Source organism: Burkholderia sp. JP2-270, from assembly GCF_003233675.1.
Taxonomy (GTDB): domain Bacteria; phylum Pseudomonadota; class Gammaproteobacteria; order Burkholderiales; family Burkholderiaceae; genus Burkholderia; species Burkholderia pyrrocinia_C.
In genome coordinates this window covers 222749-249607 of sequence record NZ_CP029825.1, presented here as the reverse complement: position 1 = coordinate 249607, position 26859 = coordinate 222749, and the positions used below count along the sequence as shown (strand labels likewise).

20 protein-coding genes and 1 pseudogene are annotated in these 26859 nt (G+C 67.8%); 8 read left to right on the top strand and 13 right to left on the bottom strand.

Going from position 1 to position 26859, the window contains the following annotated elements:
* Positions 1-10: 10 nt before the first annotated feature.
* Both DM992_RS18790 and DM992_RS18785 read right to left on the bottom strand, forming a co-directional pair.
* Positions 11-3259, bottom strand: coding sequence for an efflux RND transporter permease subunit (locus tag DM992_RS18790; protein WP_111018132.1), 3249 nt, complete (start codon positions 3257-3259; stop codon positions 11-13).
* A 229-nt stretch (positions 3260-3488) separates the two neighbouring features.
* Positions 3489-4244: a Crp/Fnr family transcriptional regulator gene (locus tag DM992_RS18785; protein ID WP_111018131.1), complete on the bottom strand. Its 756-nt coding sequence runs from the start codon at positions 4242-4244 to the stop codon at positions 3489-3491.
* 168 nt (positions 4245-4412) lie between these two features.
* Between DM992_RS18785 and DM992_RS18780 the strand changes: the two genes are divergently transcribed.
* Complete coding sequence (locus DM992_RS18780) at positions 4413-6065, top strand: acyl-CoA synthetase (protein WP_111018130.1); 1653 nt, start codon at positions 4413-4415, stop codon at positions 6063-6065.
* 35 nt (positions 6066-6100) lie between these two features.
* Here the strand turns inward: DM992_RS18780 and DM992_RS18775 are convergent, their stop codons facing one another.
* From DM992_RS18775 to DM992_RS18760, 4 genes and pseudogenes are all read right to left on the bottom strand, one after another.
* Positions 6101-8083, bottom strand: coding sequence for a methyl-accepting chemotaxis protein (locus tag DM992_RS18775; RefSeq protein ID WP_111018129.1), 1983 nt, complete (start codon positions 8081-8083; stop codon positions 6101-6103).
* Between the two features lie 152 nt (positions 8084-8235).
* Positions 8236-8667 carry a YqaA family protein gene (locus DM992_RS18770; RefSeq protein WP_072436722.1) on the bottom strand — a complete coding sequence of 144 codons (432 nt, stop codon included), beginning with the start codon at positions 8665-8667 and terminating at the stop codon, positions 8236-8238.
* Positions 8668-8960: 293 nt separating this feature from the next.
* A pseudogene (locus DM992_RS18765) lies at positions 8961-9146 on the bottom strand (hypothetical protein); the annotation flags it as partial.
* Positions 9146-9832 (bottom strand): LysE family translocator, encoded by a 687-nt coding sequence (locus DM992_RS18760; RefSeq protein ID WP_111018128.1) that lies wholly within the window; start codon positions 9830-9832, stop codon positions 9146-9148. The pseudogene DM992_RS18765 and the gene DM992_RS18760, both read right to left, overlap by 1 nt.
* Positions 9833-10119: 287 nt before the next feature.
* On the opposite strand from DM992_RS18760, the gene DM992_RS18755 reads away from it, so the two are divergent.
* Positions 10120-10602 carry an Lrp/AsnC family transcriptional regulator gene (locus DM992_RS18755; RefSeq protein ID WP_111018127.1) on the top strand — a complete coding sequence of 161 codons (483 nt, stop codon included), beginning with the start codon at positions 10120-10122 and terminating at the stop codon, positions 10600-10602.
* An 804-nt stretch (positions 10603-11406) separates the two neighbouring features.
* On the opposite strand, the gene DM992_RS18745 is transcribed toward DM992_RS18755, so the two are convergent.
* A complete protein-coding gene (locus DM992_RS18745; protein WP_111018125.1) occupies positions 11407-13059 on the bottom strand; it encodes an IclR family transcriptional regulator C-terminal domain-containing protein in 1653 nt (550 codons plus the stop codon).
* 177 nt (positions 13060-13236) lie between these two features.
* Between DM992_RS18745 and DM992_RS18740 the strand changes: the two genes are divergently transcribed.
* The 3 genes from DM992_RS18740 (at position 13237) to DM992_RS18730 (ending at position 17161) form a co-directional block, all read left to right on the top strand.
* Positions 13237-14196, top strand: coding sequence for an MBL fold metallo-hydrolase (locus DM992_RS18740; protein WP_111020286.1), 960 nt, complete (start codon positions 13237-13239; stop codon positions 14194-14196).
* A 182-nt stretch (positions 14197-14378) separates the two neighbouring features.
* A complete protein-coding gene (locus DM992_RS18735) occupies positions 14379-15731 on the top strand; it encodes an MFS transporter (protein ID WP_111018124.1) in 1353 nt (450 codons plus the stop codon).
* Between the two features lie 83 nt (positions 15732-15814).
* Positions 15815-17161 carry an MFS transporter gene (locus tag DM992_RS18730; protein ID WP_111018123.1) on the top strand — a complete coding sequence of 449 codons (1347 nt, stop codon included), beginning with the start codon at positions 15815-15817 and terminating at the stop codon, positions 17159-17161.
* Between the two features lie 67 nt (positions 17162-17228).
* On the opposite strand, the gene DM992_RS18725 is transcribed toward DM992_RS18730, so the two are convergent.
* The 4 genes from DM992_RS18725 to DM992_RS18710 all read right to left on the bottom strand — a co-directional run bounded on the left by DM992_RS18725 (position 17229) and on the right by DM992_RS18710 (position 21319).
* The gene (locus DM992_RS18725) at positions 17229-18905 is read right to left on the bottom strand and encodes a diguanylate cyclase (protein ID WP_343212465.1); all 1677 of its coding nucleotides are present in this window, start codon (positions 18903-18905) and stop codon (positions 17229-17231) included.
* 361 nt (positions 18906-19266) lie between these two features.
* Complete coding sequence (locus tag DM992_RS18720) at positions 19267-19671, bottom strand: nuclear transport factor 2 family protein (RefSeq protein ID WP_111020285.1); 405 nt, start codon at positions 19669-19671, stop codon at positions 19267-19269.
* A gap of 35 nt (positions 19672-19706) precedes the next feature.
* Complete coding sequence (locus tag DM992_RS18715; protein WP_111018121.1) at positions 19707-20468, bottom strand: SDR family NAD(P)-dependent oxidoreductase; 762 nt, start codon at positions 20466-20468, stop codon at positions 19707-19709.
* A gap of 50 nt (positions 20469-20518) precedes the next feature.
* Positions 20519-21319 carry an SDR family oxidoreductase gene (locus DM992_RS18710; RefSeq protein WP_111018120.1) on the bottom strand — a complete coding sequence of 267 codons (801 nt, stop codon included), beginning with the start codon at positions 21317-21319 and terminating at the stop codon, positions 20519-20521.
* Between the two features lie 134 nt (positions 21320-21453).
* Between DM992_RS18710 and DM992_RS18705 the strand changes: the two genes are divergently transcribed.
* Together DM992_RS18705 and DM992_RS18700 are read left to right on the top strand one after the other, a co-directional pair.
* Positions 21454-22413, top strand: coding sequence for a GlxA family transcriptional regulator (locus DM992_RS18705; RefSeq protein ID WP_111018119.1), 960 nt, complete (start codon positions 21454-21456; stop codon positions 22411-22413).
* 77 nt (positions 22414-22490) lie between these two features.
* A complete protein-coding gene (locus DM992_RS18700) occupies positions 22491-23639 on the top strand; it encodes an epoxide hydrolase family protein (RefSeq protein WP_111018118.1) in 1149 nt (382 codons plus the stop codon).
* Between the two features lie 102 nt (positions 23640-23741).
* On the opposite strand, the gene DM992_RS18695 is transcribed toward DM992_RS18700, so the two are convergent.
* On the bottom strand, positions 23742-24233 hold the full coding sequence (locus DM992_RS18695) for a 2,4'-dihydroxyacetophenone dioxygenase family protein (protein ID WP_111018117.1): 492 nt from the start codon (positions 24231-24233) through the stop codon (positions 23742-23744).
* Positions 24234-24386: 153 nt separating this feature from the next.
* Positions 24387-25349 carry a LysR family transcriptional regulator gene (locus DM992_RS18690; RefSeq protein WP_111018116.1) on the bottom strand — a complete coding sequence of 321 codons (963 nt, stop codon included), beginning with the start codon at positions 25347-25349 and terminating at the stop codon, positions 24387-24389.
* Between the two features lie 105 nt (positions 25350-25454).
* Here DM992_RS18690 and DM992_RS18685 point away from each other — a divergent pair, with 105 nt between their 5' ends.
* Positions 25455-26813, top strand: a complete 1359-nt coding sequence (locus DM992_RS18685) for an aspartate aminotransferase family protein (RefSeq protein WP_111018115.1) — start codon at positions 25455-25457, stop codon at positions 26811-26813.
* The last annotated feature ends 46 nt before the right edge of the window (positions 26814-26859 follow it).

The following is a 26859-nucleotide window of genomic DNA, read 5'->3' as shown; positions in this document are numbered from 1 at the left end:
TAGGCGAAAGTCAGTGTCCGGCCTGGCGCGCGCGCCGGCGGGCCAGCCGCGAATGCACGCCGCCGAACACGAGCGGCACGAACAGCAAGGTCGAAACGGTCGCGAACAGCAGCCCGCCGATCACCGCGCGGCCGAGCGGCGCGTTCTGCTCGGCGCCTTCGCCGAGACCGAGCGCCATCGGCACCATGCCGATGATCATCGCGAGCGCCGTCATCAGCACCGGCCGGATCCGCGTCGCGCCGGCCTCCAGCGCGGCCGTGAGCGGCGCCGCGCCGGCCGCGAGCCGCTGGCGCGCGAACGACACCACGAGAATGCTGTTCGCGGTCGCGACGCCCACCGTCATGATCGCGCCTGTCAGCGCGGGCACGCTCAGGTGCGTGCCGGTGATGAACAGCATCCACGCGATGCCGGCGAGCGCGGCCGGCATCGCGCTGATGATGATCAGCGGGTCGAGCCACGACTGGAAATTGACGACGATCAGCAGGTAGACGAGCACGATCGCCATCGCGACACCCGAGCCGAGCCCGATATACGACGTGCGCATCGTCTCGATCTGGCCGCGCATCGTCAGGTCGGTGCCGCGCGGCAGGCTCGCGCGCATGTCGGACACGATGCGGTCGATCTCGCCCGCGACCGAGCCGAGGTCGCGGCCCTCGACGCTTACGTACAGGTCGATCGCCGGGCGGATGTTGTAGTGCGTGATCACGGCCGGATTCGCGGCGGTGCGCACCTGCACGAGGTTGCCGAGCAGTTGCGGCGGCATGCCCGTGCGGCCGCTGGCCGAGATCGGCGTGCCGAGCAGGTCGTCGACTGACGAGATGTTGTATTGCGGGGTCTGGATCTGCAGCGGGTACTGGACGCCCGTCTTGGGGTTGATCCAGAACGACGGCGTCGTCTGCGAACTGCCGGACAGCGAGATCAGCATGTTCTGCGCGACGTTCTGCGCGGAGAGGTTGAGCTGCTGCATGCGCGTACGATCCATGTCGGCCAGCAGGGTCGGCTCGTCGTTGCGTTGCAGCACGTGCACGTCGACGGCGCCGGGGATTTGCCTGATCTTTTTCATCAGGTTGCTCGCGATAGTCATGTTACTCGCGAGATCGTTGCCGAGCACCTGCACGTCGATCGCGGCCGGCTGACCGAAGTTGAGGATCTGCGTGATGATGTCCGACGGCTGGAAGAAGAATTCGACGCCGGGGAAGCGTTCGGGCAGCAGCTTGCGCAGCGTCTGCACGTAGTGCGTCGTCGCGCGGTGTCCGGGCTTCAGCGCGATCAGCAGCTCGCCGTCGAGCGTGCCGATGGTGCCGGCATTGCTGTACGACAGGTTGATGCCGCTGACGGGCAGGCCGAGGTTGTCGACGATCGCGCCGAGCTCGTCGGGCGGCACGACTTCGCGGATCACGCGCTCGACCCGGTCGGCGAGGCGCGCGGTTTCCTCGATCCGGTAGCCGGTCGGCGCGCGCATGTGCAGCCGGATGTTGCCGGAATCGGCGTTCGGGAAGAAGTCTCGGCCGAGCGCGAACACGAGGCCGGTCGACAGCACGCAGAAGCCGAGGAAGCACATCGCGTAGAAGCGGCGGCGCACGAGCAGCATGCTCAGCAGCACGATGTACCACGCGCGCAGCCGCTCGAACGCGTTGTTGAACGCATGATGAAGGCGCGCAAAACGCGACGTCGCATGATCGGGGCCGGTGCTCGCCTGCTGCGGGCGGAACAGCAGCATCGCGAGCGTCGGCACGAGCGTGCGCGACAGCACGTACGACGCGAGCATCGCGAACACGACGGCTTCCGCGAGCGGCACGAACAGGAAGCGCGCGACGCCCGTCAGGAAAAACATCGGCACGAACACGATGCAGATGCACAGCGTCGACACGAACGCGGGCACCGCAATCTCGCCGGCGCCTTCGCGGATCGCCTCGTGCAGGTTCGTGCTGAACGACGACCCCCACGCTCCCTTCGGTCGCTGCCCCCCGAGGGGGGCGCTCGGCACGCTTGGGGCGGCCCGGCGCATGCCGAGATGCAGGTGGCGTTCGATGTTCTCGATCGTGACGGTCGCGTCGTCGACCAGGATCCCGACCGCGAGCGCGAGCCCGCCGAGCGTCATGATGTTGATGGTCTCGCCGAGCGCCGACAGCGCGATCAGCGACGTGAAGATCGACAGCGGAATCGAGATCGCGATGATCAGCGTGCTGCGCCAGTTGCCGAGGAACAGCAGGATCATCATCGCGGTCAGCACGGCGGCGATCAGCGCCTCGTGGATCACGCCCTGCACGGCCGCGTTGACGAACACCGACTGGTCGAACAGCGGCGTGATCGTGAGCCCTTCGGGGAGCGTCGGGATCACCTTCGGCAGCAGCGCCTTCAGGTCCGACACGACCTTGAGCGTCGACGCGTCGCCGCTTTTCAGGATCGACACGAGCACGCCGCGCTGGCCGTTCTGGCGCACGACGTTGGTCTGCGGCGCGAAGCCGTCGCGCACGGACGCGACCTCGCGCAGGTAGGTCGTCGCGCCGTTGACGGTCTGGATCGGCAGGTTGTTGATGTCGGCGACCGTATCGGCCGACGCGTTCGTGTCGATCCGGTATTCGGTCTGGCCCATCTTCGCGGTGCCGGTCGGCAGCACGAGGTTCTGCGCGTTGACCGCGTTGACGATGTCGGCCGGCGTGAGGCCCTTCGCGAGCAGCGCCTGCGGATCGAGATCGATCGCGACCACGCGCGTGCGGCCGCCGTACGGGAACGGCACCTGCGCGCCGGGAATCGTGATCAGTTGCGGGCGCAGGAAGTTCAGCGCGATGTCCGCGAGCGACTGTTCGCTGAGCGTCGTGCTCGACAGCCCGAGCTGGATCACCGGGATGCTCGACGCGGAATAGGTGATCACGAGCGGCGGCGTCGCGCCCTGCGGCATCTGCCGCACGATCGCCTGCGCCGACGAGACCGTCTGCGCGATCGCCGTCTGCACGTTCGCGCCGGGCTGCAGGAACACCTTCACGACCGCGATGCCGGGCAGCGACGTCGACTCGACATGCTGGATGTTGTTGACGGTCGTCGTCAGGATCCGTTCATGCACGGCCGTGATGCGGTTCGTCATCTCCGTCGCGGAGAAGCCGCTGTAATTCCAGATCACGCTGATCACGGGGATGTTGATCGCGGGCAGCACGTCGACCGGCGTGCGCATCAGCGCAAGCGGCGTGGCCAGCACGATCATGATGGCCATGACGATGAACGTGTAGGGGCGCCTGAGCGCGAGATTGACGATCCACATGGAGGCAGCGGGACAGGCGTTGATCAGGCGTCGGTGAAGGGAACCCGAATGATAGGCGTCGGCGTGGAACCGGTTACTGTCGCGAAACTGGCGGAATTGTCAGGTTGGGCGCGCGGTCGCCGCCGGCCGATTCCACAGATGAAATGCGCGCGCATGCCGCGACCGGCGAACTGCCGCGGCACCGGATGCGCGCGTCGTGCCGGCGACGGTTTCGCTCATCGCGCCGCGCTCAGATCTGCTCCATCCCGAAGCGCGCGAGCGCACCCAGATCGACGACCTCGATCTGGTTGTACGCGAGCCGCAGTGCGCCGAGCTTCTCGAGCTGTTGCAGCGCCTGGTTGATCCGCTGCCGCGACACGCCGACGAGCATCCCCAGTTCCTCCTGCGAAATCGACAGCGACGGGCCGGTGTCCGGGTACAGGTCCGGGTTGAAGAGCTGCGCGAGCGCCTGCGCGACGCGCGCATCGACGTCGAGCAGCCGGCTGTTCTGGATCGACGCGATGAATTCGCCCATCCGGTTGTTCAACTGGTGGATCACGAAACGCGTGAACGGCAGGCTCGTATCGAGCAGCGCATGAAACGTGTCGACCGGCACGAACAGCACGGTCGAGCGCTGGATCGCGACGACCTCGTACTTGCGCAGCTCGCGCTTGATCACGCTGCCTTCGCCGAACCAGCCGCCCGACGGCACGCCCGAAAACGTGCAGCCGCGCCCCGACGCATTGAAGATCGCGAGCTTCAGCAGACCGCGATGCACGCCGATCCAGTATTCGGACGGCGCGAGCCGGTGCGCGATCACGTCGCCGGCCTCGCACTGCTCGACATGCGACTGCGCGAGCGCCAGCGCCTGATGCTCGGGCGCGAGCGTGCGGAACCACGCGCACTGGCCGAACAGCGTCGACAGCGCCGGCAGCGGGCCCGGTTCGGGAAGCGCGTCGGCCGGGTGGGCGGCCGCGTCGGGAGGTGCAACGTGGTGGTCGTGCATGGGTGCGGGTTTGCGAGGTTAGGGATAACGCGCAGCGCTCGAAAGGCACTCTGTCGTTTCGACGACAGACGGCTCACAATAACTCCCGTTAGGCTGTCGGCAATTGAACCACATCAAAACGATCCGGGGTGCGTGCACACCGGTCGACAGAACACGGGAGACAGGATCATGACGCAGATGTTCGAGGCCGGGCTCGGCCGCCGCGATGCCAATTACGTGCCGCTCACCCCGATCGACTTCCTGGTCCGGACGGCGGAAGTCTACGGCGAGCGCCTCGCGATCGTGCACGGCGACGTGCGGCAAACGTGGGGCGAGACCTATACGCGCGCGAAGCAGCTGGCGAGTGCGCTCGCGCAGGCCGGCGTCGGCCGCGGCGACACCGTCGCGGCGCTGCTGCCGAACATCCCTGCGATGGTCGAGGCGCACTTCGGCGTGCCGATGGCCGGCGCGGTGCTGAACACGATCAACACGCGGCTCGACGTGCCGTCGGTGATCTTCATGCTGCGTCACGGCGAGGCGAAGGTGCTGATCGTCGACACCGAATACGCGGAGCTCGCGCAGCGCGCGGCGCTCGAGGTGCCGGGCCTGAAGATCGTCAGCGTCGCCGATGCGATGCCGGCCGATCCCGAGCGTTTCGCGGGCGCGACCGACTATGACGCGTTCGTCGCAAGCGGCGATGCCGACTACGCATGGACGCCGCCCGCCGACGAATGGGACGCGATCGCGCTGAATTACACGTCCGGCACGACCGGCGACCCGAAGGGCGTGGTCTACCACCATCGCGGCGCGTATCTGGCGGCGATCAGCAACATCCTCGAATGGGACATGCCGAAGCACGCGGTGTATCTGTGGACGCTGCCGATGTTCCACTGCAACGGCTGGTGCTTCCCTTGGGCCGTCGCGGCGCGCGCGGGCGTGAACGTGTGCCTGCGCAAGTTCGACGCGAAGACCGTGTTCGACCTGATTCGCCGCGAACGCATCACGCACTATTGCGGCGCGCCGATCGTGCAGAGCGCGATCGCGAACGCGCCGGCCGAATTCCGCGAATGGATCGACCACACGGTGCACGCGATGGTCGCGGGCGCGGCGCCCGCGCCGGCGGTGATCGCGAAGATGAAGGAGATCGGTTTCGACTTGCTGCACGTGTACGGGCTGACCGAGGTCTACGGCCCCGCGACCGTGTGCGCGAAGCAGTCGCACTGGGAAGCGCTGCCCGATGAAGAGCGCGCGCGGCTCAATGCGCGCCAGGGCGTGCGCTACCACCTCGAAGCGGGCGCGACGGTGCTCGATCCCGACACGATGGTGCCGGTGCCGGCCGACGGCGAGACGCTCGGCGAGATCATGTTCCGCGGCAACATCTGCATGAAGGGCTACCTGAAGAACCCGCATGCGACCGACGAGGCGTTCCACGGCGGCTGGTTCCATACCGGCGATCTCGGCGTGCTGACGCCGGACGGCTATATCCGCATCAAGGATCGCCGCAAGGACATCATCATCTCGGGCGGCGAGAACATCTCGAGCATCGAGGTCGAGGACGCGCTGTACCGGCATCCGGCCGTCGCCGTTGCGGCCGTCGTAGCAATGCCCGACCCGAAATGGGGCGAGGTGCCGTGCGCGTTCGTCGAGCTGCGCGAAGGCGCACGCGCGACCGAGGAGCAGATCGTCGCGCACTGCCGGCAACTGCTCGCGGGCTTCAAGGTGCCGAAGGTCGTGCGCTTCGGCGAGCTGCCGAAGACGTCGACCGGCAAGATCCAGAAGTTCCAGCTGCGCAATGCGGTCGGATCGGACAAGGCGATCGACCTGGCGGGCGACAAGAAGTAGGCGGCGAGCGGCCGTCGGCCGCCGCCGGTCGACGCTCATGCGTCGCGTTCGAGCCGGAACACGCTGACGGCTTCCGACAGTTGCGCGGCCTGGTCGCGCAGCGCGACGGCCGCGCGTTCGGCATCCGAGATCAGTGTCGCGTTCTGCTGCGTGGCTTCCCCGATCTGCGTGACGGCCTGGTTCACCTGCTCGATGCCGGCCGATTGCTCTCGCGACGCGGCGCTGATCTCGCCGATCAGCGTACGGACCTGATCGACGCGGGCGACGATGTCGCGCATCGTGCCGCGCGCCGCGTCCGCGATTCGGTAACCCTGTTCGACGGTCGTGGACGATTCGGCGCTCAGCGCGTCGATTTCCTTGACCGCGGCCGCACTGCGCTGCGCGAGCGCGCGCACTTCGGCCGCGACCACCGCGAAGCCCTTGCCGTGCTCGCCCGCGCGCGCGGCCTCGACGGCTGCGTTCAGCGCCAGGATGTTGGTCTGGAACGCGATGCCTTCGATCACGCCCGTGATTTCGGCGATCCGGCGCGTTGCGCGGCCGATTTCGTCCATCGTCGCGACCACGCGCTGCACCGCCGCGTCGCCGTCGGTCGCGGCGGTCGATGCGTTCGCGACCAGCGCATTCGCTTGCGCCGCGTGCTCGGCGTTCTGCTGCACGGCGGCCGTGATCTGCTCCATGCTGGCCGCCGTCTGTTCGACGCTGCTCGCCTGCGCCGCGATCCGCGCGGCGATGTCGCCGCTGCCGGCCGCGATGCCGACCATGCCGTGTGCGATGTCGGCCGAGCCGCTGCGCACCTGCGCGACGATCCGCGCCAGGCCGTCGCCGATCCCGTCGATGGCCTGCACGAGCCGGCCGATTTCGTCGTTGCGTGTGGCGCCGCGTGCCGTCTTGCCGTCGCGGATCCGCACGCTGAGGTCGCCCGCCGCGTAGCGTTCGGATGCGCGTGCCGCCGCGTCGAGCGGCCGGCTCACGACGCGCCTCACCACGACGACGAACAGCGCCGCGAACGCCGCGACGAGCACGGCTGCGATCATCAGGAAGCGGTCGCGGAGGGTGCGCATGCCGGCCAGCAGTTCGTCGTCGATCGCGATGCCGCCGACCAGCCACTGCCACTGCGGAATCGTCGTGAACGACACGAATTTCTCGGTTGGCTGGCTGTCGTGCGCGGCCGGGTCGGCCGACGTATACGCGAGCCGGCCCTGGCCGGCCGCGAGCATCTGAGTGTATGGCGCGCGTGCGTCGTCGGCGCGTTGGCCGGCTGCATCGGGATGGACGACGAAGGTGCCGCGCGATGCGCCCGGCGAAGCGTCGAGCACGAAGTAGTAGCCGTTCTCGCCGACCTTCAACGCACGGATGCCGTCCTGGACGACTTGCAGCTCGGCGCCGACGTCGAGGCCGACGAACAGTGCGCCGATCACGCGGCCGGTTGCGTCGGTGACCGGCTTGTACTGCGTGATGTACTGCCGGCCGAACAGTTTGGCGAGGCCCGTGTAGCTGCGCCCGGCGGCGAGCGGCGCGTAAGCGGGGCTCGCGCGATCGAGGCGCGTGCCGACCGCGCGTGCCCCGTCCTGCTTCTTCAGCGACGTCGTGATGCGCACGAAATCGTCGCCGTCGCGCGCGAAGATCGTCGCGATCGCGCCGCTTTTCTTCAGGAACTGATCGGGAATCGAGTAGTCGAGGTCGAGCGGCTGGCCGCCTGCCGACAGCGTGGGCGCGGCGACGCCGCCGATGTCGACGGTGCGTGCCGGGTCGAGCGAGAAATCGGCCGGCAGGAAACTCGCGAACAGCGACATCGCGCGACTGGCTTCGGCCGACAGCGCCTTGTCGAACATCTCGACCATCGCACGGATCGACTGCTCCTTGTCGGTGATTCGCGCGTGCGCCTCGTCCGCGAGTTGCTGGCTGGCGAAATGGGCGAGCGCCCACGCGAAAACGGTGAACAGCAGTGCAACGAGCGCGCACGCCAGCGCGGCAAGACGCGCGCCGACGCTCACCCGGCCCAATTGGGTCAATCTCATACGGCATCCTGAGTGGGGAGGGAGAGGGGCGGAACGCACGCGTCACCGCACACTGTAAGGAATACGGCAGCTTCGGCGAATTCTTTAGCGGTGCGAAGCCGGTGGCGGCGCGAGCAGGCGCCGTCGGCGGAGGCAAGGTCGCGTCAGTATCGTCAGTACGTCACGAGCCACGCGACCGCCAGATAGCGGCCGACCTTCGCGAGCGTGACGATCGCGAGAAAGGTCGGCAGCGGCTCGCGCAGCACGCCGGCGATCATCGTCAGCGGATCGCCGATCACCGGCGCCCAGCTCAGCAGCAGCGACCAGCGGCCGTAGCGCGCATACCAGCGCTCGGCGCGCGCGAGCGCAGACGGCTTGACCGGAAACCAGCGGCGGTCGCGGAAGTGCTCGATGCCGCGCCCGAGCGCCCAGTTGATCGCGGAGCCGGCGACGTTGCCGAGGCTCGCGACGAGCACCAGCGCCCACACGGGTTCGCGCCCGGCGAGCAGCAGGCCGGCGAGCACGGCTTCGGACTGGAGCGGCAACAGCGTCGCGGCGACCATCGACACGGCGAACAGGCCGCCGTAAGTGAGCAATTCGGACATCGCGCGATTGTACCGGCCGGGCGCCGGCCGCTGTCGGGCACACTGCCAGCGGCTCAACGGCTCAACGGCTCAACGGCTCAACGGCTCAACGGCTCAACGGCTCAACGGCTCAACGGCTCAACGGCTCAACGGCTCAACGGCTCAACGGCTCAACGGCTCAACGGCTCAGCGGCTCAACGGCTCAACGGCTCAACGGCTCAGCGGCTCAACGGCTCAACGGCTCAACGGCTCAACGGCTCAACGGCTCAACGGCTCAACGGCTCAACGGCTCAGCGGCTCAACGGCTCAACGGCTCAACGGCTCAACGGCTCACTGGGGCAGGCGGCATCGGCGGTTCCGAACACCAGATGCGAGATCACCGACTTGTCGCCCGGTTCGTCGTTGAGCGTGCTCGCGAGCAGTTCGCCCGCGAGCTGCTGCTGCGAAAACACCATGTCGGGTTTCGGCAGCCGCAGCCGTTCGAGGTTGCGCTGCTTGCTCAGTTCCAGCCGACCATGAGCGCGCCCATCCCGACGAGCAGCCCGCCCGTCACGCGGTTCATCGCGCGCATCCGCGCCGGCCGCTGCAACGCGCGGCTCAGCCGGTGCGAGAACAGTGCCATCGACGCGACGCCGCCCGCGAACAGCAGCGCGAACGTCGCGGCGAGCAGCAGGTATTGAAGGTTCAGGCTCCAGTCGGCGTTCGGGCTGATGAACTGCGGAAAGAATGACGGGAAGAACAGCAGCGTCTTCGGATTCAGGCCCGACGTCGCGACGCCGCGCCAGAACAGCGCGCGTCCGGTGTCGGTGTCCTGCGAGACGATCGCGGCTCCGGCTCCGGCTCCGGCTCCGGCTCCCGCGCTGGCTGCGGCATCTGCCGAAGCCATGGGCGCGTTCGCCGGCGCGCGGCCGAGCCATTGCTTGCCGCCGAGCCATACGAGATACGCGGCGCCGGCCCAGCGCAACACGGTGAGCGCGTGTTCGTCGATATGAACCAGCGAATTCAGGCACAGCGCGGTCAGCGCGAGTTGAAGCAGCACGGCGAGCGTGCCGCCCCACACGCACGGCAGCGCACGACGCCAGCCGGCGCGCAGCGCGTGGTGCATCGTGAGCAGGTTGACGGGGCCTGGCGCGTAGATGAGAACGACGGAAGCAGCGAGGAACGACAGATAAAGCCTGAACGACATGACGGGAAGTGCAAGAACGGGGACGCAGGCACCGGCTCCGCACGCGATCGGATAGGCGTGCGGGCGGCGGGGAATCGCATGCCTGCTTGTCCGGCACCGCAACTCGTGATTGCGGCCGTGCGTCCCGGTGCGAAGGGGTTGTCGCTGGGAGCGTGCCGGGCAACAGGCATGGTGAAAATGTATCAAGCGGGCCGGTTAAAAGGCTTCCTGTTTTCCAGCAAAACGGGCCCGAAACCTGAATCCTGTTCAGATAGAATGCCGATTTTCAGTAGAAGATTCTTCTCGTCATGGCAACCCGCGAACGCACGCCTAAAACGCTCGACAATCAGGACCGCAAGATCCTTGGTGCATTGCAGAAAAATGCGAGGCTGTCGAATGCCGAACTGGCCGAACAGATCGGCATGTCGACGACCGCATGCTGGAACCGCACGCGGCAGCTCGAAGTTGACGGCTACATCGACGGTTACGTCGCACTGGTCAACCAGCGCATGCTCGGCTACGCGGACATCGTGATCCTCGAAGTCACGCTCGATCGCCACGAGGACGACGCGCTCGCGCGTTTCGGCGCGGAACTGGCCGCGCTGCCGGAAGTGCTCGAGGCATATCTGGTGTCGGGAGAATACGACTACTGGATCAAGGTCGCGGTGGACGGCACGGCCGGCTACGAGCGGTTCCTGCGCGAAAAGCTGTACAGGATCTCGAGCATCCGCCACAGCCGCTCGATGTTCGCGTTGCGCTGCATGAAGGATGTGCCCTCGATCCAGGTGTGAGGGGGGAAGGGGGGGGGCGCGGCCGTCGTTGAACCGACAGCGCATGCAACTGCGCGATGGCGCGGAGAAATCCGGCGATCGGCCGCCAGGGAAGGCGTTCGGCGTGGAACCGTACGCGGGTGGACAAAACGGATGAATCTTCCGTCCGCAACGATCCGGCGCAATCGCGCGCCGACCGGATAACGGTAGCCCGTCCGGGCAACCTGCAGACAAAACCGCGCCGATACTGATCGGCGCCGGACCTCAACGCGACCTTGACACACTGCCGACGCGGGGAGCGCATTCGGCCGGAACAAGCTCGGCCCGTTTCCACACGACCTGCGCGGTATTCCGATGCCGGACGCAGCGGCCTTGGAGCGCGCGTCCCGGCAAGCGGATCAGGCAGGTTGTCGCGCCGCCGACTGGCGGCCAGCCATTCCGTTCAGCGCGGAAGGCGCGCGTGTGCTTCGGCGATGACTTCGCAGTTCTCGAGGTGGAGCTGCCAGGCTTCTGCAAGCAGCTCGCCAACACGTGCGAGCCAGCCAGCGGATTGGGTGGAACGATCGGAGATATTAGACGTTTGCATGACGAAGCCCCATTCAGGTGGCGAGTTAGGGATAACCCTAATCATAGCGAAGCGCCACCGCTTTGTGAAATGCCATTTCGTTATATGAGAATTACTGACAATTTATGTTGCTGCTGCGCAACATGAATTGGCGCCTCACGGGATAGCGGGCACACGCGACAAGGCCGTGACAAGCACGGCCTTGCAAGGAGAAAAAGAAGAGGAATCGAGCGACGCGGAAGACGGCGGCGATGCGCCGCTTACCGGCCGATCCACCCGAACCGCCACGACAGCCGCCGCGTCGCGGCGAGCAGCGTTTGTGCGAGGTCGCTGTCCGGCCCGCGCGGGAAGCCGCGCGACGAGCCGATGATCGCGATCACGAGCCGGATGCTGCCGGTGTGATCGAACACGGGCGCGGCGACCGTCCCGATGCCGGGCACCGGCGCGTCGAACGCGAAATCGAGTTCGTCCGCGCGGATCGCCGCGAGCCGCGCGCGGAATGCATCGTCGGCCTGCGCGGGGCCGCCGCCCGCGAGGCGCACGGGCTCGTTGGCGAGCAGGTCGGCCAGCACGTCGTCGGACATGCCGGCCGCGAAGATCCGCCCGATCGCCGTATTGACGAGCGACATCACGGTGCCGACCTGCAGGCTCACGTGCTGCGGCCGTGCCGATTCCTCGAGGCGGATCACGGTCGGGCCGAGCGGCCCGAGCGTCGCCGCGGCCACGCTCATGTCGGTCGCGCCGGCCAGCGCGACGATCTCGGCTTCCGCGTCGCGCGTCGGCGACACACGTTGCATCGCGATCAGGCCGAGCGCCTGCCCGAGCGGGCCGCCGTCGAAGCAGCCGGCGTCGTCGCGGCTCAGCAGGCCGATCTTCTGCAGGCTGACGAGATGCGGAAACGCCTTTGCCGCCGGCATGCCGGCCGCCGCCGCGAGATCGCGCAGCGGCAGCGCACGGCCCGCCGATACCAGCGCGAGCAGCAGCTCGCCGGTGCTGTCGAGCGCGTTGATTCCGCGCTGCGCTTTCGCGTCGTCGGCCAGCGCGGGCGGCATGCGCGGTGCGCCCGCCGAGGGGGCGGTTGGCGGCGGTTCCGAAACTGCCGCGCCAAGCGACGCGGTAGCCTGCCGCGCCGCATCGCGCAAGGCGGTCGCGATCGGGCCGTCCCAGCCGACATCGATCGATCCGCTCGAACCGATCACCGTCAACGCGAGCTGCAGGCGCCCGTGCGTGTCGAATACCGGCACGCACATCGCACTGACGCCGGGGCTCGGCCGATCGACGCTGCGTTCGATGCCGCGAGCGCGGATCGCGTCGAGTTCGGCCAGTTGCGCTGCGGCATCCGGCGCGGGCTGCGTGCCTTCGGCGCCCGCGAGCGTATCGCCCGCGCCGGCCTGGCTGGCCGCCATCGCGTCGAGTTGCGCGGGATCGCCGAACGCGCGGAACACGCGGCCGGTCGCCGTCGTGTCGAGCGACATCACCGAACCGACGTGCAGGTTCACGTGCAACGGATAGCCGCCGTGCTCGATGCGCACGATCGTCGGGCCGAGCACGCCCGGCACCGACAGCGCGACGCTCAAGCCCACCGCTTCCGCGAGCCGCGCCGCGTGCGGCAGCGCCGCGCGGTAGGCCGGCTGGCGCTCGATCGACATCAGCCCCAGCCGCAGCGACAACGGGCCCGGCTCGTAGTTGCCGGTGATCGCGTCGCGCTTCACGAGCGCGAGCCGCGTCAAGCTGACGAGATAGGTGTGCGCCTGCGCGGTCGACAGGTCGGCTGCCGCAGCCAGCTCCGACAGGCCGAGCGGCTTGCGCCGGCGCGCGAGCGCGTCGAGCAGCCGGCCGCCGACCTCGACACTCTGGATCCCGCGCTGCGCCTTGGGCGGCGCGTCGTCCGCGCTGACTTCGTGGTTCTGCACGCGATGAATCTTCCGTTGACGAAACCCCGCATGGTATCCGACGCCATTTGTCGCGCTAGCCCGCAGGTTTACCCGTATTAGACAATAGCAAGTTGATTTGTCATTGACAAATAATCGATGCAGGAAGATCATCCGTTCACACCCCTCAACACATGGCTCGCAGCCACGGAACGCAACATGGCCAAAGCATTCGCCTCCCAAGCCGATCTGGAAGAGAAGAAAGTCACGTGGACGCAGTTGTCCGAGAACGCATACGCGTACACCGCCGAGGGCGACCCGAACTCGGGCGTGATCGTCGGCGACGACAGCGTGCTGATCGTCGACACGACCGCGACGCCCGCGATGGCGCAGGACCTGATCGCGAAGATCCGCAGCGTGACCGACAAGCCGATCAAGCACGTGGTGCTGTCGCACTACCACGCGGTGCGCGTGCTCGGCGCGTCCGCGTATTTCGACGAAGGCGCGCAGCACGTGATCGCGAGCCGCGGCACCTACGAGATGATCGTCGAGCGCGGCGAGGCCGACATGAAGTCGGAGATCGAGCGTTTCCCGCGCCTGTTCGCCGGCGTCGAGACGGTGCCCGGCCTGACCTGGCCGACGCTTGTGTTCGAGCGTGAGATCACGCTGTTCCTCGGCAAGCTCGAAGTGAAGATCATGCATGTCGGCTCGGGCCACACGAAGGGCGACACGATCGTCTGGCTGCCGTCGCAGAAGGTGCTGTTCTCGGGCGACCTCGTCGAATACGACGCCGCGTGCTACTGCGGCGACGCGCAGCTCGAACAATGGCCGGCCACGCTCGAGGCGCTGCGCGCGCTCGGCGCCGAGAAGCTGGTGCCGGGCCGCGGCCCCGCGCTGCTGAATCCGGCCGACGTGAACAAGGGCCTCGACTACACGAAGGATTTCGTCACGACGCTGCTCGCGCAGGGCCGCAAGGCCGTGGAGCGCAATCTCGACCTGAAGGCGTCGATGGCGCTCACGCGCGAAGCGATGGATCCGAAGTTCGGCCACGTGTTCATCTACGAGCACTGTCTGCCGTTCGACGTGTCGCGCGCGTTCGACGAGGCGAGCGGCATCAAGCATCCGCGCATCTGGACGGCGCAGCGCGACAAGGAAATGTGGGCCGCGCTGCAGGACTGAGCGGCACGCGGCGGCGGGGCGTTCGTCTGAACGCGTCGCTGTTTCCCTGAGGGCTGCGGGTTTCGCGGCGGCGTTGCGCCGCGGTTCCCGCAGCCATATCCGGTCTCACAAGAAAGCAGGGCGCATGCACGCCCTCGGAGACTGCCGCGCGCTCGAATCGCGCGGCCCGTTTGGAGAGAGACATGCCCCAATCGCTTCCCGCCGAAGCGACGCTCGCGCACGCGAGCGCTTCGGTATCCTCATCGACGTCCGAATCCGGCGACGCGCTGCTGTTCCGCAAGATCGCGTGGCGGATCGTCCCGTTCCTGTTCCTCTGCTACGTCGTGTCGTTCCTCGACCGCATCAACATCGGCTTCGCGCAGTTGCAGATGAAGCACGATCTCGGCTTCAGCGATGCGATGTACGGCCTCGGCGCCGCGGTGTTCTACGTCGGCTACGTGTTCTGCGAAGTACCGAGCAACCTGCTGCTAGCGCGTTTCGGCGCGCGTCGTACGTTCACGCGGATCATGCTGCTGTGGGGCATCGCGTCGACCGGGATGATGTTCGTGTCGCAGCCGTCGCATTTCTACGTGCTGCGCTTCCTGCTCGGCGTGTTCGAAGCCGGTTTCTTCCCCGGCATCGTGCTGTACCTGACCTGGTGGTTCCCCGCGAACCGGCGCGCGGCCGCGATCTCGGTGTTCTTCGCGGGCGTCGCGGTGGCAGGCGTGCTCGGCGGCCTGATGTCGGGCTGGATCATGCGCGACATGAGCGGCGTGCTCGGGCTGCACGGCTGGCAATGGATGTTCGCGATCGAAGGCGCACCGGCGATCCTGCTCGCGTTTGCCGCGTTCACGTTCCTCGTCGACCGGCCGCAGGACGCCGCCTGGCTCACGTCCGATGAAAAGGCGCGCGTCGCCGCGCTGTGCGCGGACGGCCGCGGACACGGCGGCGCGCACGACGGGCGCAGCCTGGCGGCCGCGCTCGCGAACCCGCGCGTGTACCTGTTCGCGTTCATTTATTTCTCGCTGACCTGCGCATCGCTGACGCTCAATTTCTGGATGCCGCTGATGATCCGCGACTTCGGCGTGACCGACGTCGTCGCCGTGAGCCTGTACACGGTCGTGCCGAATGCTGTCGGCGCGGTCGGGCTGATCCTGATCGCGCGCCGTTCGGACCGCACCGGCGAGCGCCGCAAGCATTTCGCGTGCTGCACGATCGGCGGCGGGCTCGCGCTCGCGGCGCTGACGCTGCACCTGCACAGCTTCGCGGCGATGCTCGCGTGCCTGTCGATCGCGGCGACGCTGATCTTTGCCGCGCTGCCGATCTTCTGGGCCGTGCCGACCCGCTACCTGTCGGGCAACGCGGCCGCGGCCGGGATCGCGCTGATCAGCAGCATCGGGATCACGAGCGGCATCGTCAGCCCGTGGGTGATCGGGATCATTCGCACGCGCACGGGCAGCATGGATCTCGCCGTGTACCTGCTGGCGGCACTGCTGGTTGCCAGCGGCGTCGCGCTGATGCTCGGCGTGAAGGGCGAAGCCGCGCAGCGCGGCTGAACGACGGCCGGCCGCTGCCCGCGGGCGGCGGCGGCCGGTACCTCGTGAGCGTCCCGCATCCGAATCCATCGAGGAGACGATCGATGTCAGCCCCTCTTCAAGCGGACGCCGCGCGCGCCCCCGCGTCCGGTGCCGGCTCGACGGACGACGACGCACTGTACCGCCGCATCGGCATGCGGATCGTGCCGTTCCTGTTCATCTGCTACATCGTGTCGATCCTCGATCGCAGCAACATCGGCTTCGCGCAGTTGCAGATGCGGCAGGATCTCGGCCTGACCGACGCGATGTACAGCCTCGGCGCGGTGCTGTTCTTCGTCGGCTACGTGCTGTTCGAGGTGCCGAGCAACGCGCTGCTGCGCCGCTTCGGCGCGCGCCGCACGTTCGCGCGGATCATGATCCTGTGGGGCGCGGTGTCGGTCGCGATGATTACCGTCGACAGCGCGAAGCATTTCTACGTGCTGCGCTTCCTGCTCGGGCTGTTCGAGGCCGGATTCTTCCCGGGCGTGGTGTTCTACCTGACGTACTGGTATCCGGCGCGGCGGCGCGCGTCGGTGCTGTCGATCTTCTATGCGGGCGTCGCGGTGGCCGGGATGGTCGGCGGGCTGCTGTCGGGCTGGCTGATGCGCGGGATGTCGGGCGTGCTCGGGCTGCACGGCTGGCAATGGATGTTCGCGATCGAGGGCGCGCCCGCGATCCTGCTCGGCGTGATCGCGTGGTTCTGGCTGTGCGATCGTCCGGAGCACGCACGCTGGCTGTCCGACGCCGACCGCCAGCGGCTCGCGGCCGACCTGGCCGCCGACCACGCCGGTGCCGGCGCGCATGCGCCGCGTTCGCTGCGGCAGGTGCTGGCCGAACCGCGCACATACCTGTTCGCGTTCATCTATTTTTCGCTGACCACCGCGCTGCTGATGCTGCTGTTCTGGATGCCGCTGATGATCCGCGAATTCGGCATTCACGACGTCGTGCAGATCAGCCTGCTGTCGATCGTGCCGAACGCGATCGGCGCGGCCGGCCTGATCGCGATCGCGCGGCGCTCGGACCGCAAGCGCGAACGGCGCCGGCATTTCGCCGCGTGCGCGTTCGGCGGCGCGGCGGCGCTCGTGCTGCTGACGCTGCACCTGCCGAGCATCGTCGCGATGATGGCGTTGCTGTCGGTCGCGGCGCTGCTGATCTTCGCTGCGCATCCGGTGTTCTGGGCCGTGCCGTCCGCGTATTTCTCGGGCGCCGGCGCGGCGGGCGGGATCGCGCTGATCAGCAGCATCGGCGTGTCGAGCGGGATGATCACGCCGTGGATCGTCGGGCTGATCCGCACGCGTACCGGCAGCATGGATCCGGCGATGCTGATGATCGCGGCGCTGCTGGCCGCGTGCGCGGTCGCGATGTTGCTGGGCGTGCCGCGCGGCGACGCGGGCGCGCAGCGTCGAGAGTGAGGTCGGGCGATCGCGCGGCTGGTGTTGTCGCCGTCGGGTTCGGCGCGGGTGGCCCGTACCGCTTCGATTACGCCTGATACACCTCGATCCGGTTGCGGCCGCGATCCTTCGCGAGATAGAGCGCCTTGTCGGCGCGCGACAGCGCCTGGTACGCGCCGAAGTCGGACTCGCGCATCGCGTCGATGCCGATGCTGACGGTCAGCTCGACCTGCTGATCCTCATGCATGAGCCGCGCCAGCATCGCGCGTTGCTGCAGGCGCCGCGCAAACGCAATCGCCGTGTCGAGATCCGAGCCCGGCAGCACGATCGCGAATTCCTCGCCGCCGATCCGGCCGACGATGCCGTCCGGCCCGGTTTCCGCGAGCAGCAGCCGCGCGAAATGCCGGAGTGCGCGGTCGCCGAGCGGATGGCCCCAGCGGTCGTTCAGCGCCTTGAAGTGATCGAGATCGAGCATCAGCACCGCGGCGGCCCGGCCGGTCGCGCGCACGCCGCGCAGTGCGGCTTCGCTTTGCCGCATGAACGCGTGGCGGTTCGACAGTTGCGTCAAATGGTCGGTCGTCGCCATCCGCTGCAGTTCGGCCTCGATGCGCTTGCGCTCGGTCGCATCGGTGATGAAGCCGTGCCACACGGTGCCGCCGTCGGCCATGCGTTGCGGGCGCGCATCGCCTTCGCGCCAACGCAGTCCCTGGCCGGGCAGCAGCACGCGATATTCGAGGCGCCACGGCGTCAGTCTTGCGGACGATTCATGCAGCGATTGCCGATACGCGATCAGGTCGGCCGGATGGATCCGCGTCTCGACCGCCTCCGCGTTGCGGGCGATCTGCTCGGGCGTGAGTTCGTAGATGTCGCTGATACCCGCACTCGCATAGGTAAAGGTGCGGCGCCCGTCGGCCGCCTGCCGTAGCTGGAATACGAGCCCGGGAACCTGGTCGGTGAGATCCGTAACGAGCGCGGCCGAGTCGCGCAGCCGGGCGGCAAGCTCGCGCAGCGCCGTGATGTCGGTGGTCGTGCCGACCATGCGCAGCGCGCGGCCGTTGCCGTCGCGGCTGATCACCTTGCCGCGGCTGCGGATCCACTTGTACGTGCCGTCCTTGCAGCGGATGCGGTGCTCGACCTCGTAGCTGTCGGTCCGGCGCTCGAAGTGCGCGAGCATGGCCGTCTTCACGTCGTCGGCATCGTCCGGATGCAGCCGTTCGTACGCGTCCTCGATCCGGCAGCTCAGCTCGTGCGGCGCGTAGCCGAGCATCGCCTTCCAGGTCGGCGAGTAATGGATCTCGCCGGTTTCCACGTTGCGATCCCACACGCCGGTGCCGCTTTCGGTCAGCGCGAGCGTCGTCAGCGTGCTGTGCTCCTCGACGATGCCGAGCCGTTCGCGCAACGCGGCTTCCGCGATGGCGCGGGCGAATGCACGTTCCGCGAGCGACGCGAGGTCGTGCAGGAATGCGCGCCGGGTGGCGTCGAGTGCCAGGCCCGTGCAACTGGCAAGGCATAGCGTGCCGAGCGCGGTGCCGTCAGGCGCGGCCAGTTCGCAGGCTGCGACGACCTGCGGCGTGTGAAACGGGCCGTTGCCCACGTCGGGCACGACGAGTCGTCTGCCGACAGGCGAATCTCGCTCGACGCCTGGCGGGAGGGTATCCGGCGGAAGCGTTTCGGGGAGCGTCCCGTCGGACGCCAGCAAGCATTGCGCGCCGGCTTGCGCGCGCACGACGAACGCGCCGGCCGTGCCGAAATGCGCGCGTGCCACGCGGCATACGGTTTCGAGTTCGGGGAGTGGCGGAAGATCCGGCGAATGGCCCGCCGATACGCGCGGGGAAACAGGCGGTGAGACAGGCGGTGAGACAGGCACGCTGCCGGTCTCGGTGGTGAACCTACGAAGCCGCATGGTCGAATTCCGCAACGGTCGATTGCCCGGATGATCGGACGGATTGCGCCCGATATGGCGCTGCTTCGGAAACTGCAGCGGTAGAGCTTACTGTTGCGAAAAATACCTGGCAAGCGGGCGGGAATCGGCGTTCGACGGCGCCTATTGGTGCCGCTGGGGGAATGAATCCCCGGCGGCATCCCGACGCGCCGGCGCCGGGCTTTTCGTCAGACGAACGACCGCATCAACCCGCGTCCGGAAATGCGTCGCCGAACATCGGATGGCCGCCGGCCGATTCGGCGCGCGTCGCCTCGTCTTGCAGCACGTCCCAGTGCTCGACCAGCTTGCCGCCCTCGATCCGCAGGATCTCGACGGCGATCAGCGCGACGGGGCTTGCCGAGTTCGTGTACCGGCTGTGCACCCACACGAAGTCGCCGTTGGCGGAGATCCTGTCGGATTCGAAACGCAGGTCGGGCATCGAATCGACGAGGCTGAACAGCCCCGCGCGGCCAGCCGGAACGTACCGGCTGTGCTGCACGTAATCGTCGGCCCGGAATTGCGCGGCGCGCTCGTAGTCTTTCCGGTTGAACAGCGTATCCAGCGCTTCGAGGACGAAGGTCGTGTTTTTCTCTTCCAGTGCGGTCGTCATGATGTGTGCTCCGATGACGGGGTTCCCGGACGACGTCATTCGACGGGAATCGGGTTGTCGACGATGAACTGGTTGAATTGTTCGACGAATGCGTGCTCGTTCGGCCCGGCGTTGTCGCGCAATGGCCTGGCCGCCTCGACGACGACCTCCGTCGTCGCGGTTTCGAGCAGCGCCAGCGTTTCGGCGACGAACGCGTCGACCGGCATCGCGCGCGGGTCGCCGCTCTTGTGCACGAGATCGGTGTCGACCCACGGCGGTGCGATTTCGAGCACGCGCACGCCGGTGTCGCGCAGCGCGAAGCGCTGCGACAGCGTGTAGGAGTGAATCGCGGCCTTCGTTGCCGAATAGAGCGCCGTCGACGCGAGCGGCACATACGCGAGCACCGAGCTGTTGTTGATGATCGTCGCGTCGGGTTGCCGCTTCAGGTGCTCGACGAATGCCGCGCTGACGCGCACGGGGCCGAGCAGGTTGGTATCGACGAGGCGGACGGCCTGTGCGTCGTCGAGCGGGCCGCCCGCGTCGTCGAACGGCATGATGCCCGCGTTGTTGATCACGACGTTCAGCGCCGGATAGCGGTCGATCAATCGGGCGGCGACCGCGCGAATCTGCGCGCCGTCGCCGACATCGAGCTCGACCGTGTCGATATTCGGGTGCAGCTTTGCTATCTCGTCGAGCAGCGCCTTGCGCCGGCCGGCGACGATCACCTTGTTGCCACGCCGCTCGAGCGCGATCGCGAGCGCGCGGCCGATGCCGGAGGTGCCGCCGGTGATGAAGACGGTATTGCCGCTGAGTTTCATGATGCGTGCTCCATTTGTCTGATCGGATCGGGGAGAAGCGGAAACGGGAATCAGCGCGCCGCCGCATAGCGCGGCGCCGGCGTATCGGTCGACAGGTGCGGCGCCATCGTCTGGCGCGCGGCCTCGTACGCATCCCATTCGTCGGCCGCGTGCAGCGACGGAATCGTCACGAGTTCGCCGCGATCGAAGCCGACCAGCGCCGCGTCGACCAGGTCGGGCGCCGGCATCACGATTTCCTTCGGCAGGTGCTCGAGCTGCAGGCCGCCCGTCTGCCAGAAATCGGTGGCCGTCGCGCCGGGCAGCACGGCCTGCACCTGCACGCCCTTGCCGGCGAGCTCGTGGTGCAGCGACTGGCTGAACGCGAGCACGAACGCCTTGCTGCCGCCGTACACGCCGTTCAGCGTTTCCGGCGAGATCGCGACGATCGACGAAATGTTGATCACCGCGCCGCGGCCGCGGGCGACGAAGCCGGGCACGGCGGCATAGGTGAGGCGCGTGAGCGCGGTCACGTTCAGGTCGATCATTCGCGTCATCGCGTCGACGTCGCTGTCGAGCAGCGGGGCGTGCGTGCCGACACCCGCGTTGTTCACGAGCAGCGTGATGCTCGCGTCCTGCTTCAGCTTCGTTTCGACGGCGGCGAGTGCCGCGCGGTCGTTGAGGTCCGCGTCGACAATCTCGACGCTGCGCCGCGTGTCGTTCGTGATGCGCTCGGCGAGGGCGGCCAGCCGGTCGCGGTTGCGCGCGACCAGGATCAGGTCGTAGCCGCGGCGCGCGAGCCGGTCCGCGTAGATCGCGCCGATGCCCGACGAGGCGCCGGTAATGAGTGCGGTACCGCGATGTGCTTGAGTCATGATGTCGCTCCGTGTCGATGAAGGTGGCCGAATGGCGTGAATGCATTCTGGCTTCGAATCGCTGCGACACAAATGACGTAGATGGGTATGATTCAGGACATCGGGCCAAACGCCCCCCGGACTGGAGAGCACGCATGCGCCGAATCGGTTTTCTGATCAGCGACGGCTTCCAGATCATGGCGCTCGCCGCGCAGTCGGTGTTCGAGTACGCGAACATGGGTGCTGGCGAGCCGTTCTACGTGATGGACAACTATTCGGTCGACGGCGGCGACGTGCGCTCGTCGCTCGGGCTGTCGGTCGCCACGCGCGCGCTGCGCGGGCGGATCGCCGTCGATACGTGGATCGTCGCGGGCGTCAACGATCCGCTTGCCGCGCCGTCGCCGGCCGGCGTGGTCGCGTTCCTGCGCCGCACGAACGCGCGCGCACGGCGGATCGCCGGCATCTGCACGGGCGCGTTCGTGCTGGCCGAGGCCGGGCTGCTTGCGCAGCGCCGCGCGACGACGCACTGGGCGTTCGGCCGCGACATGCAGCGGCATTACCCGGAGATTCGCGTCGAGGAAGACCGAATCTACATCGTCGACGGGCCGATCTGGACGTCGGCCGGGATGACGGCCGGCCTCGACCTCGCGCTCGCGATGGTGGAAAAGGATCTCGGCGCCGATGCCGCGCGCTCGGTCGCGCACAAGCTCGTGATGCACCAGCGCCGGGCCGGCGGCCAGTCGCAGCATTCGGAAATGCTCGATCTCGCGCCGAAATCCGACCGGATCCAGAACGCGCTGAACTACGCGCGGCAGAACCTCGGCCGCGCGCTGAGCGTCGAGGATCTGGCCGATGCCGTCCACCTGAGCCCGCGGCAGTTCAGCCGCGTGTTCACGCTCGAAACGGGGCAGTCGCCCGCGAAGGCGATCGAGCGGCTGCGGCTCGAAGCCGCAAGGTTGATGATCGAACAGAGCCGGCATCCGCTCGATGTGATCGCGAAGGAGAATGGGTTTCGCGACCGCCGGCACATGCGCGAGGCGTTCGTGCGCGGGTTCGGCGTGCCGCCGCAGGCGATGCGGCGCGATGCGCGGGCGGACGAGCGGGAAACAGGCTGACGCGTGGGCGCGAGCCGTTCGTCGCGGGCCGGAAAAATGGCGCAGAATCTCGTCGATATTCTTCGCGAGGAGACACGATGTACGCCGCCCCGTTCAACATTGCGATTCCCGATCACGCGCTTGATGACCTGCGCCGGCGCCTGCGCGACACGCGCGCACCGATGCTGACACCCGCCGGGCCGTGGCAGCAGGGTGTCGACGGCGCGTGGCTGCGCGAACTGACCGCGTACTGGGCCGAACGCTTCGACTGGCGTGCGGTGGAGCGTGCGCTGAACCGGCTGCCGCAGTTCGTCGCAGACGCAGGCGGGCAGCGCGTGCATTTCATCCATCGACGCGGCGTCGGGCCGAGGCCATATCCGCTCGTCGTCACGCACGGCTGGCCGGGCTCCGTATTCGAATTCGACGCGCTGATCGATCGCCTTTGCGACCCGGCGGCGTTCGGCGGCGATCCGGACGATGCGTTCGACGTCGTCGTGCCGTCACTGCCGGGCTTCCTGTTCTCGCCGGCGCCCGCGGCACCCGGCATGTCGGCATTTCAGGTCGCCGACCGCTGGGCGGCGTTGATGTCCGGTCTCGGATATCGACGCTTCGGCGCGCAAGGCGGTGATCTCGGCGCAGGCGTGTCGATTGCGCTCGGCGCGCGACATGCCGAGGTGGTGGACGGCATCCATCTGAACTACCTGCCCGGCAGCTACGAGCCTCCGACCGACGCGGCTTCGCCGCTGACCGAGGACGAACAGGCCTTCGTGACGCAGCGCGGCGAGTGGGCCGCGCTGGAAGGCGGATACGCGCATATGCATATGACGAAGCCGCAGACGCTGGCCGTCGCGCTCAACGATTCGCCGGCCGGGCTGGCCGCGTGGATCGCCGAGAAATTCCGCACGTGGAGCGATTGCGACGGCGACGTCGCACGGCGGTTTTCGCACGACATGCTGCTGACCGGAATCTCGCTCTACTGGTTCACCGGCTGCATCGGCTCGTCAATGCAGATGTATTGGGAAAACCGGCTGCAGCCTATGCGCTTCGCGGCCGGGCAGCGCGTGGCGGTGCCCGTCGCGTTTGCGCGTTTTCCGAAGGAAATCAGCCACCCGCCGCGCAGCTGGCTCGAACGGGCGTTCGACGTCGTGCAGTGGACCGACATGCCGAGCGGCGGCCATTTTGCTGCGATGGAAGAGCCGGATCTGCTGGCCAACGATATTCGGCGATTTTTCCGGCGTTTTCGGTAATGCGCGGGTAGGCCGGGGAAGCTGGCGAAGTGCGCAGGCGGCCATCCGCGCATTAGCGAGAGCCGGCACCATGCGGATCGTGACGCGACGATGCCGGCTGTCTTACCGTGTGACAAACGGCGCAGCATCGTCCGGCGCCGTACGCGCATGCTTGCGCTGGCGCAGCAGCGCGACGCGGCAATTCTCGCGCGCGGTCTCGCGGCCGTCGTCGTCGAGCAGCACGAGATCGCCGCGCATCACGTTGAGCGTGATCACATTCTCGCCCGGCGCGCCGAGCGTTTCCGGCGTGTGCACCGAGCCGGCCGGTTCGAGCACCGTCGAGCCGGCCTGCGCGATCCAGTCGTACTCCAGGTAGCGCCACGCGCCCTGCAGCGTATGGACGAACACCGCGCCGTCGTGGCGATGGCGCGGCAGCGTGCCTCCGGCCGGCATCTTCAGCAGCGCGGTCAGCGTGTCCTCGACCGCATTGATGTGCAGATACTTGATCGCGAGCCCCGGCAGGTCGGCGCTCATCGGCAGCCACGGCAGCGCGTCGCCGGGCAGGCACGAGATCGGCGGCAGGTCGGTGGAGAGCGGGGCGGGCGGCTGCGTCATGGCGGGAGGCGGAGCGGAATAGGGAGCCCGCATTATCGCAGAGCCGGACCGCGCGGCCGAACGGCGGCGGTTCGCGTGCGGCGCACGGCGCTGAACGCGATGCCCGCGCCGCCGTTCCCGTGCGGCCCGACGCGGGGCGGACCGTCGCGCCGGCTACGCGTCGTCGCCGCCCGGCCGCGCTTTCACGTCGTGCGCGGCTTCCAGACACGACTGGAACAGCAGCGCCGCCCGCGACGGCCGCGGCGAGCGCCGCAGCAGGCTCACGAACCGGCACCGGTAGTTGAACCGGTGCGGCGCGATCGGCTGCATCAGCCCCTTGTTTTCGAAGCTTTCCGCGTAATGGTCGGGCAGGAAGCCGAGATAGCGGCCGGACAGGATCAGCGTCGCGATCGATTCCTGGTCCGACGCGGTCGCGCTGCGCGTGAGCTTCGCGCGATGGCTCAGTTCCATGTTCGGCGAATGGAAGCCGAGCCCGGCGAACGCATGGTTGCGGATCGTCGTCCACGTGAGCTTGCCGTGCGGCGCATCGTAGAGCGGATGCTGGCGGCCGCAGTACAGCAGCATCCGTTCGTCGAACAGTTCCGCATACACGAGGCTGCCCGAGTTGCGGTGCGCGGGAATGATCCCGACCTGGTAGCTGCCGTCGATGATCCCGCGTTCGACCTCGTTGATCGACGCCACATGCAGGTTCAGTGCGACGTCGGGCGCCTCGTCCGCGAACCGGCGGATCGCGTCGCCGAGCCGCGCGTTCGGGTTGGTGGCCGTCTTGTCGAACACCGCGACGTGCAATTCTCCGCCCATCCGGTCGTGAATACCGTCTATCCTGCTGCGAAAGGCCTCCATCGACGCGAGCAGCCGCAGCGTCTCCTCGTACACGGTCTGCCCCTCGGGCGTCAGCGTGAAGCCGGCGCGGCCGCGCCGGCACAGCACGAGGCCGACGCGCGTTTCGAGATCCTTCACGTGCCGGCTGATCGTCGAGATGCCGATATTCAGTTCCAGTTCGGCCGCCGCCATCCCGCCGCACTGCACGACGCCCTTGAAGACCCGCAGCAGGCGGAGGTCCATGTCGCTGAGCTGCCCGAGCAGCGCGCGGCTCTTCGGTTTCGTTGCTTGCATAGTTGCGCAAGTGAACATTGATATTGCGATATTGAAGAGACTAATTGGCCTCCCGACAATGCGCAACATCATCACCAGAAGGAGGGGCGCGCCGCGCCGACCGACATGACCGACATCACCACCGCCGCGCAGCAGGACGACACGACTATCCGCACCGATGCCGCGTGGCTCGACGCGCACTGGATGCCGTTTACGGCCAATCGCCAGTTCAAGGCCGATCCGCGCATGATCGTGTCGGGCCAGGGCGCGTATTACACGGACGCCGAAGGCCGCAAGATCTTCGACGGCCTGTCGGGCCTCTGGTGCACGGGCCTCGGTCACGGCCGTACGGAAATCGTCGAAGCCGTCAGCCGCCAGGTCGCGCAGCTCGACTACGCGCCGGCGTTCCAGTTCGGCCATCCGAAGTCGTTCGAGCTCGCGAACAAGATCAAGGACCTGACGCCGGCCGGCCTCGACTACGTGTTCTTCACGGGTTCGGGCTCGGAAGCGGCCGACACGTCGCTGAAGCTGGCCCGCGCGTACTGGCGCGCGAAGGGCAAGGGCACGAAGACGCGCCTGATCGGCCGCGAGAAGGGCTACCACGGCGTGAACTTCGGCGGCATCTCGGTCGGCGGGATCGGGCCGAACCGCAAGCTGTTCGGCCAGGGCCTCGACGCCGATTTCCTGCCGCACACGCAACTCGCCGAAAACAAGTTCTCGCGCGGGATGCCCGAACACGGCGCCGAGCTGGCCGACCGCCTGCTCGACCTGATCGCGCTGCATGACGCATCGAACATCGCGGCCGTGATCGTCGAGCCGTTCTCCGGTTCGGCGGGCGTGGTCGTGCCGCCGAAGGGTTATCTGAAGCGCCTGCGCGACATCTGTACCGCGCACGACATCCTGCTGATTTTCGACGAGGTCATCACGGGCTTCGGCCGTGCCGGCGCGATGACGGGCGCCGACGCATTCGGCGTGACGCCGGACATCATGAACTTCGCGAAGCAGGTGACGAACGGCGTGCAGCCGCTCGGCGGCGTGATCGCGACGAAGGAAATCTACGACACGTTCATGGCGGCAGGCGGCCCCGAGTACATGCTCGAGTTCCCGCACGGCTACACGTACTCGGCGCATCCGGTCGCGTGTGCGGCCGGCGTTGCGGCGCTCGACCTGCTCGTGAAGGAAGACGCGGTGGCCCGCGTGCGCGATCTCGCGCCGCATTTCGAGGCGGCCGTGCACGGGCTGAAGGGCCAGCGTCACATCGCGGACATCCGCAACTACGGCCTCGCGGCCGGCCTGACGATCGCGGCGCTGCCGGGCGAACCGGCACGGCGCCCGTACGAGATCGCGATGCGCTGCTGGGCGAAGGGCTTCTACGTGCGCTACGGCGGCGACACGATCCAGCTCGCGCCGCCGTTCATCTCGGAGAAGCGCGAGATCGACAACCTGGTCAACGCGCTGTCCGACGCGCTGAACGAAGTGGACTGAGCGGCGGCCCGCCCCTGAGCGACAACCGAATTCACGAAAGAGCCCG

Bases quoted from the DNA above. Each gene is read 5' to 3' on its own strand.
- DM992_RS18730 (WP_111018123.1), top strand. From the start codon at position 15,815: ATGTCAGCCCCTCTTCAAGCGGACGCCGCGCGCGCCCCCGCGTCCGGT.
- DM992_RS18715 (WP_111018121.1), bottom strand. From the start codon at position 20,468: ATGAAACTCAGCGGCAATACCGTCTTCATCACCGGCGGCACCTCCGGC.
- DM992_RS18700 (WP_111018118.1), top strand. From the start codon at position 22,491: ATGTACGCCGCCCCGTTCAACATTGCGATTCCCGATCACGCGCTTGAT.
- DM992_RS18770 (WP_072436722.1), bottom strand. From the start codon at position 8,667: ATGTCCGAATTGCTCACTTACGGCGGCCTGTTCGCCGTGTCGATGGTC.
- DM992_RS18685 (WP_111018115.1), top strand. From the start codon at position 25,455: ATGACCGACATCACCACCGCCGCGCAGCAGGACGACACGACTATCCGC.
- DM992_RS18735 (WP_111018124.1), top strand. From the start codon at position 14,379: ATGCCCCAATCGCTTCCCGCCGAAGCGACGCTCGCGCACGCGAGCGCT.
- DM992_RS18690 (WP_111018116.1), bottom strand. From the start codon at position 25,349: ATGCAAGCAACGAAACCGAAGAGCCGCGCGCTGCTCGGGCAGCTCAGC.
- DM992_RS18780 (WP_111018130.1), top strand. From the start codon at position 4,413: ATGACGCAGATGTTCGAGGCCGGGCTCGGCCGCCGCGATGCCAATTAC.
- DM992_RS18695 (WP_111018117.1), bottom strand. From the start codon at position 24,233: ATGACGCAGCCGCCCGCCCCGCTCTCCACCGACCTGCCGCCGATCTCG.
- DM992_RS18710 (WP_111018120.1), bottom strand. From the start codon at position 21,319: ATGACTCAAGCACATCGCGGTACCGCACTCATTACCGGCGCCTCGTCG.
- DM992_RS18740 (WP_111020286.1), top strand. From the start codon at position 13,237: ATGGCCAAAGCATTCGCCTCCCAAGCCGATCTGGAAGAGAAGAAAGTC.
- DM992_RS18720 (WP_111020285.1), bottom strand. From the start codon at position 19,671: ATGACGACCGCACTGGAAGAGAAAAACACGACCTTCGTCCTCGAAGCG.
- DM992_RS18705 (WP_111018119.1), top strand. From the start codon at position 21,454: ATGCGCCGAATCGGTTTTCTGATCAGCGACGGCTTCCAGATCATGGCG.
- DM992_RS18755 (WP_111018127.1), top strand. From the start codon at position 10,120: ATGGCAACCCGCGAACGCACGCCTAAAACGCTCGACAATCAGGACCGC.
- DM992_RS18790 (WP_111018132.1), bottom strand. From the start codon at position 3,259: ATGTGGATCGTCAATCTCGCGCTCAGGCGCCCCTACACGTTCATCGTC.
- DM992_RS18760 (WP_111018128.1), bottom strand. From the start codon at position 9,832: ATGTCGTTCAGGCTTTATCTGTCGTTCCTCGCTGCTTCCGTCGTTCTC.
- DM992_RS18775 (WP_111018129.1), bottom strand. From the start codon at position 8,083: ATGAGATTGACCCAATTGGGCCGGGTGAGCGTCGGCGCGCGTCTTGCC.
- DM992_RS18785 (WP_111018131.1), bottom strand. From the start codon at position 4,244: ATGCACGACCACCACGTTGCACCTCCCGACGCGGCCGCCCACCCGGCC.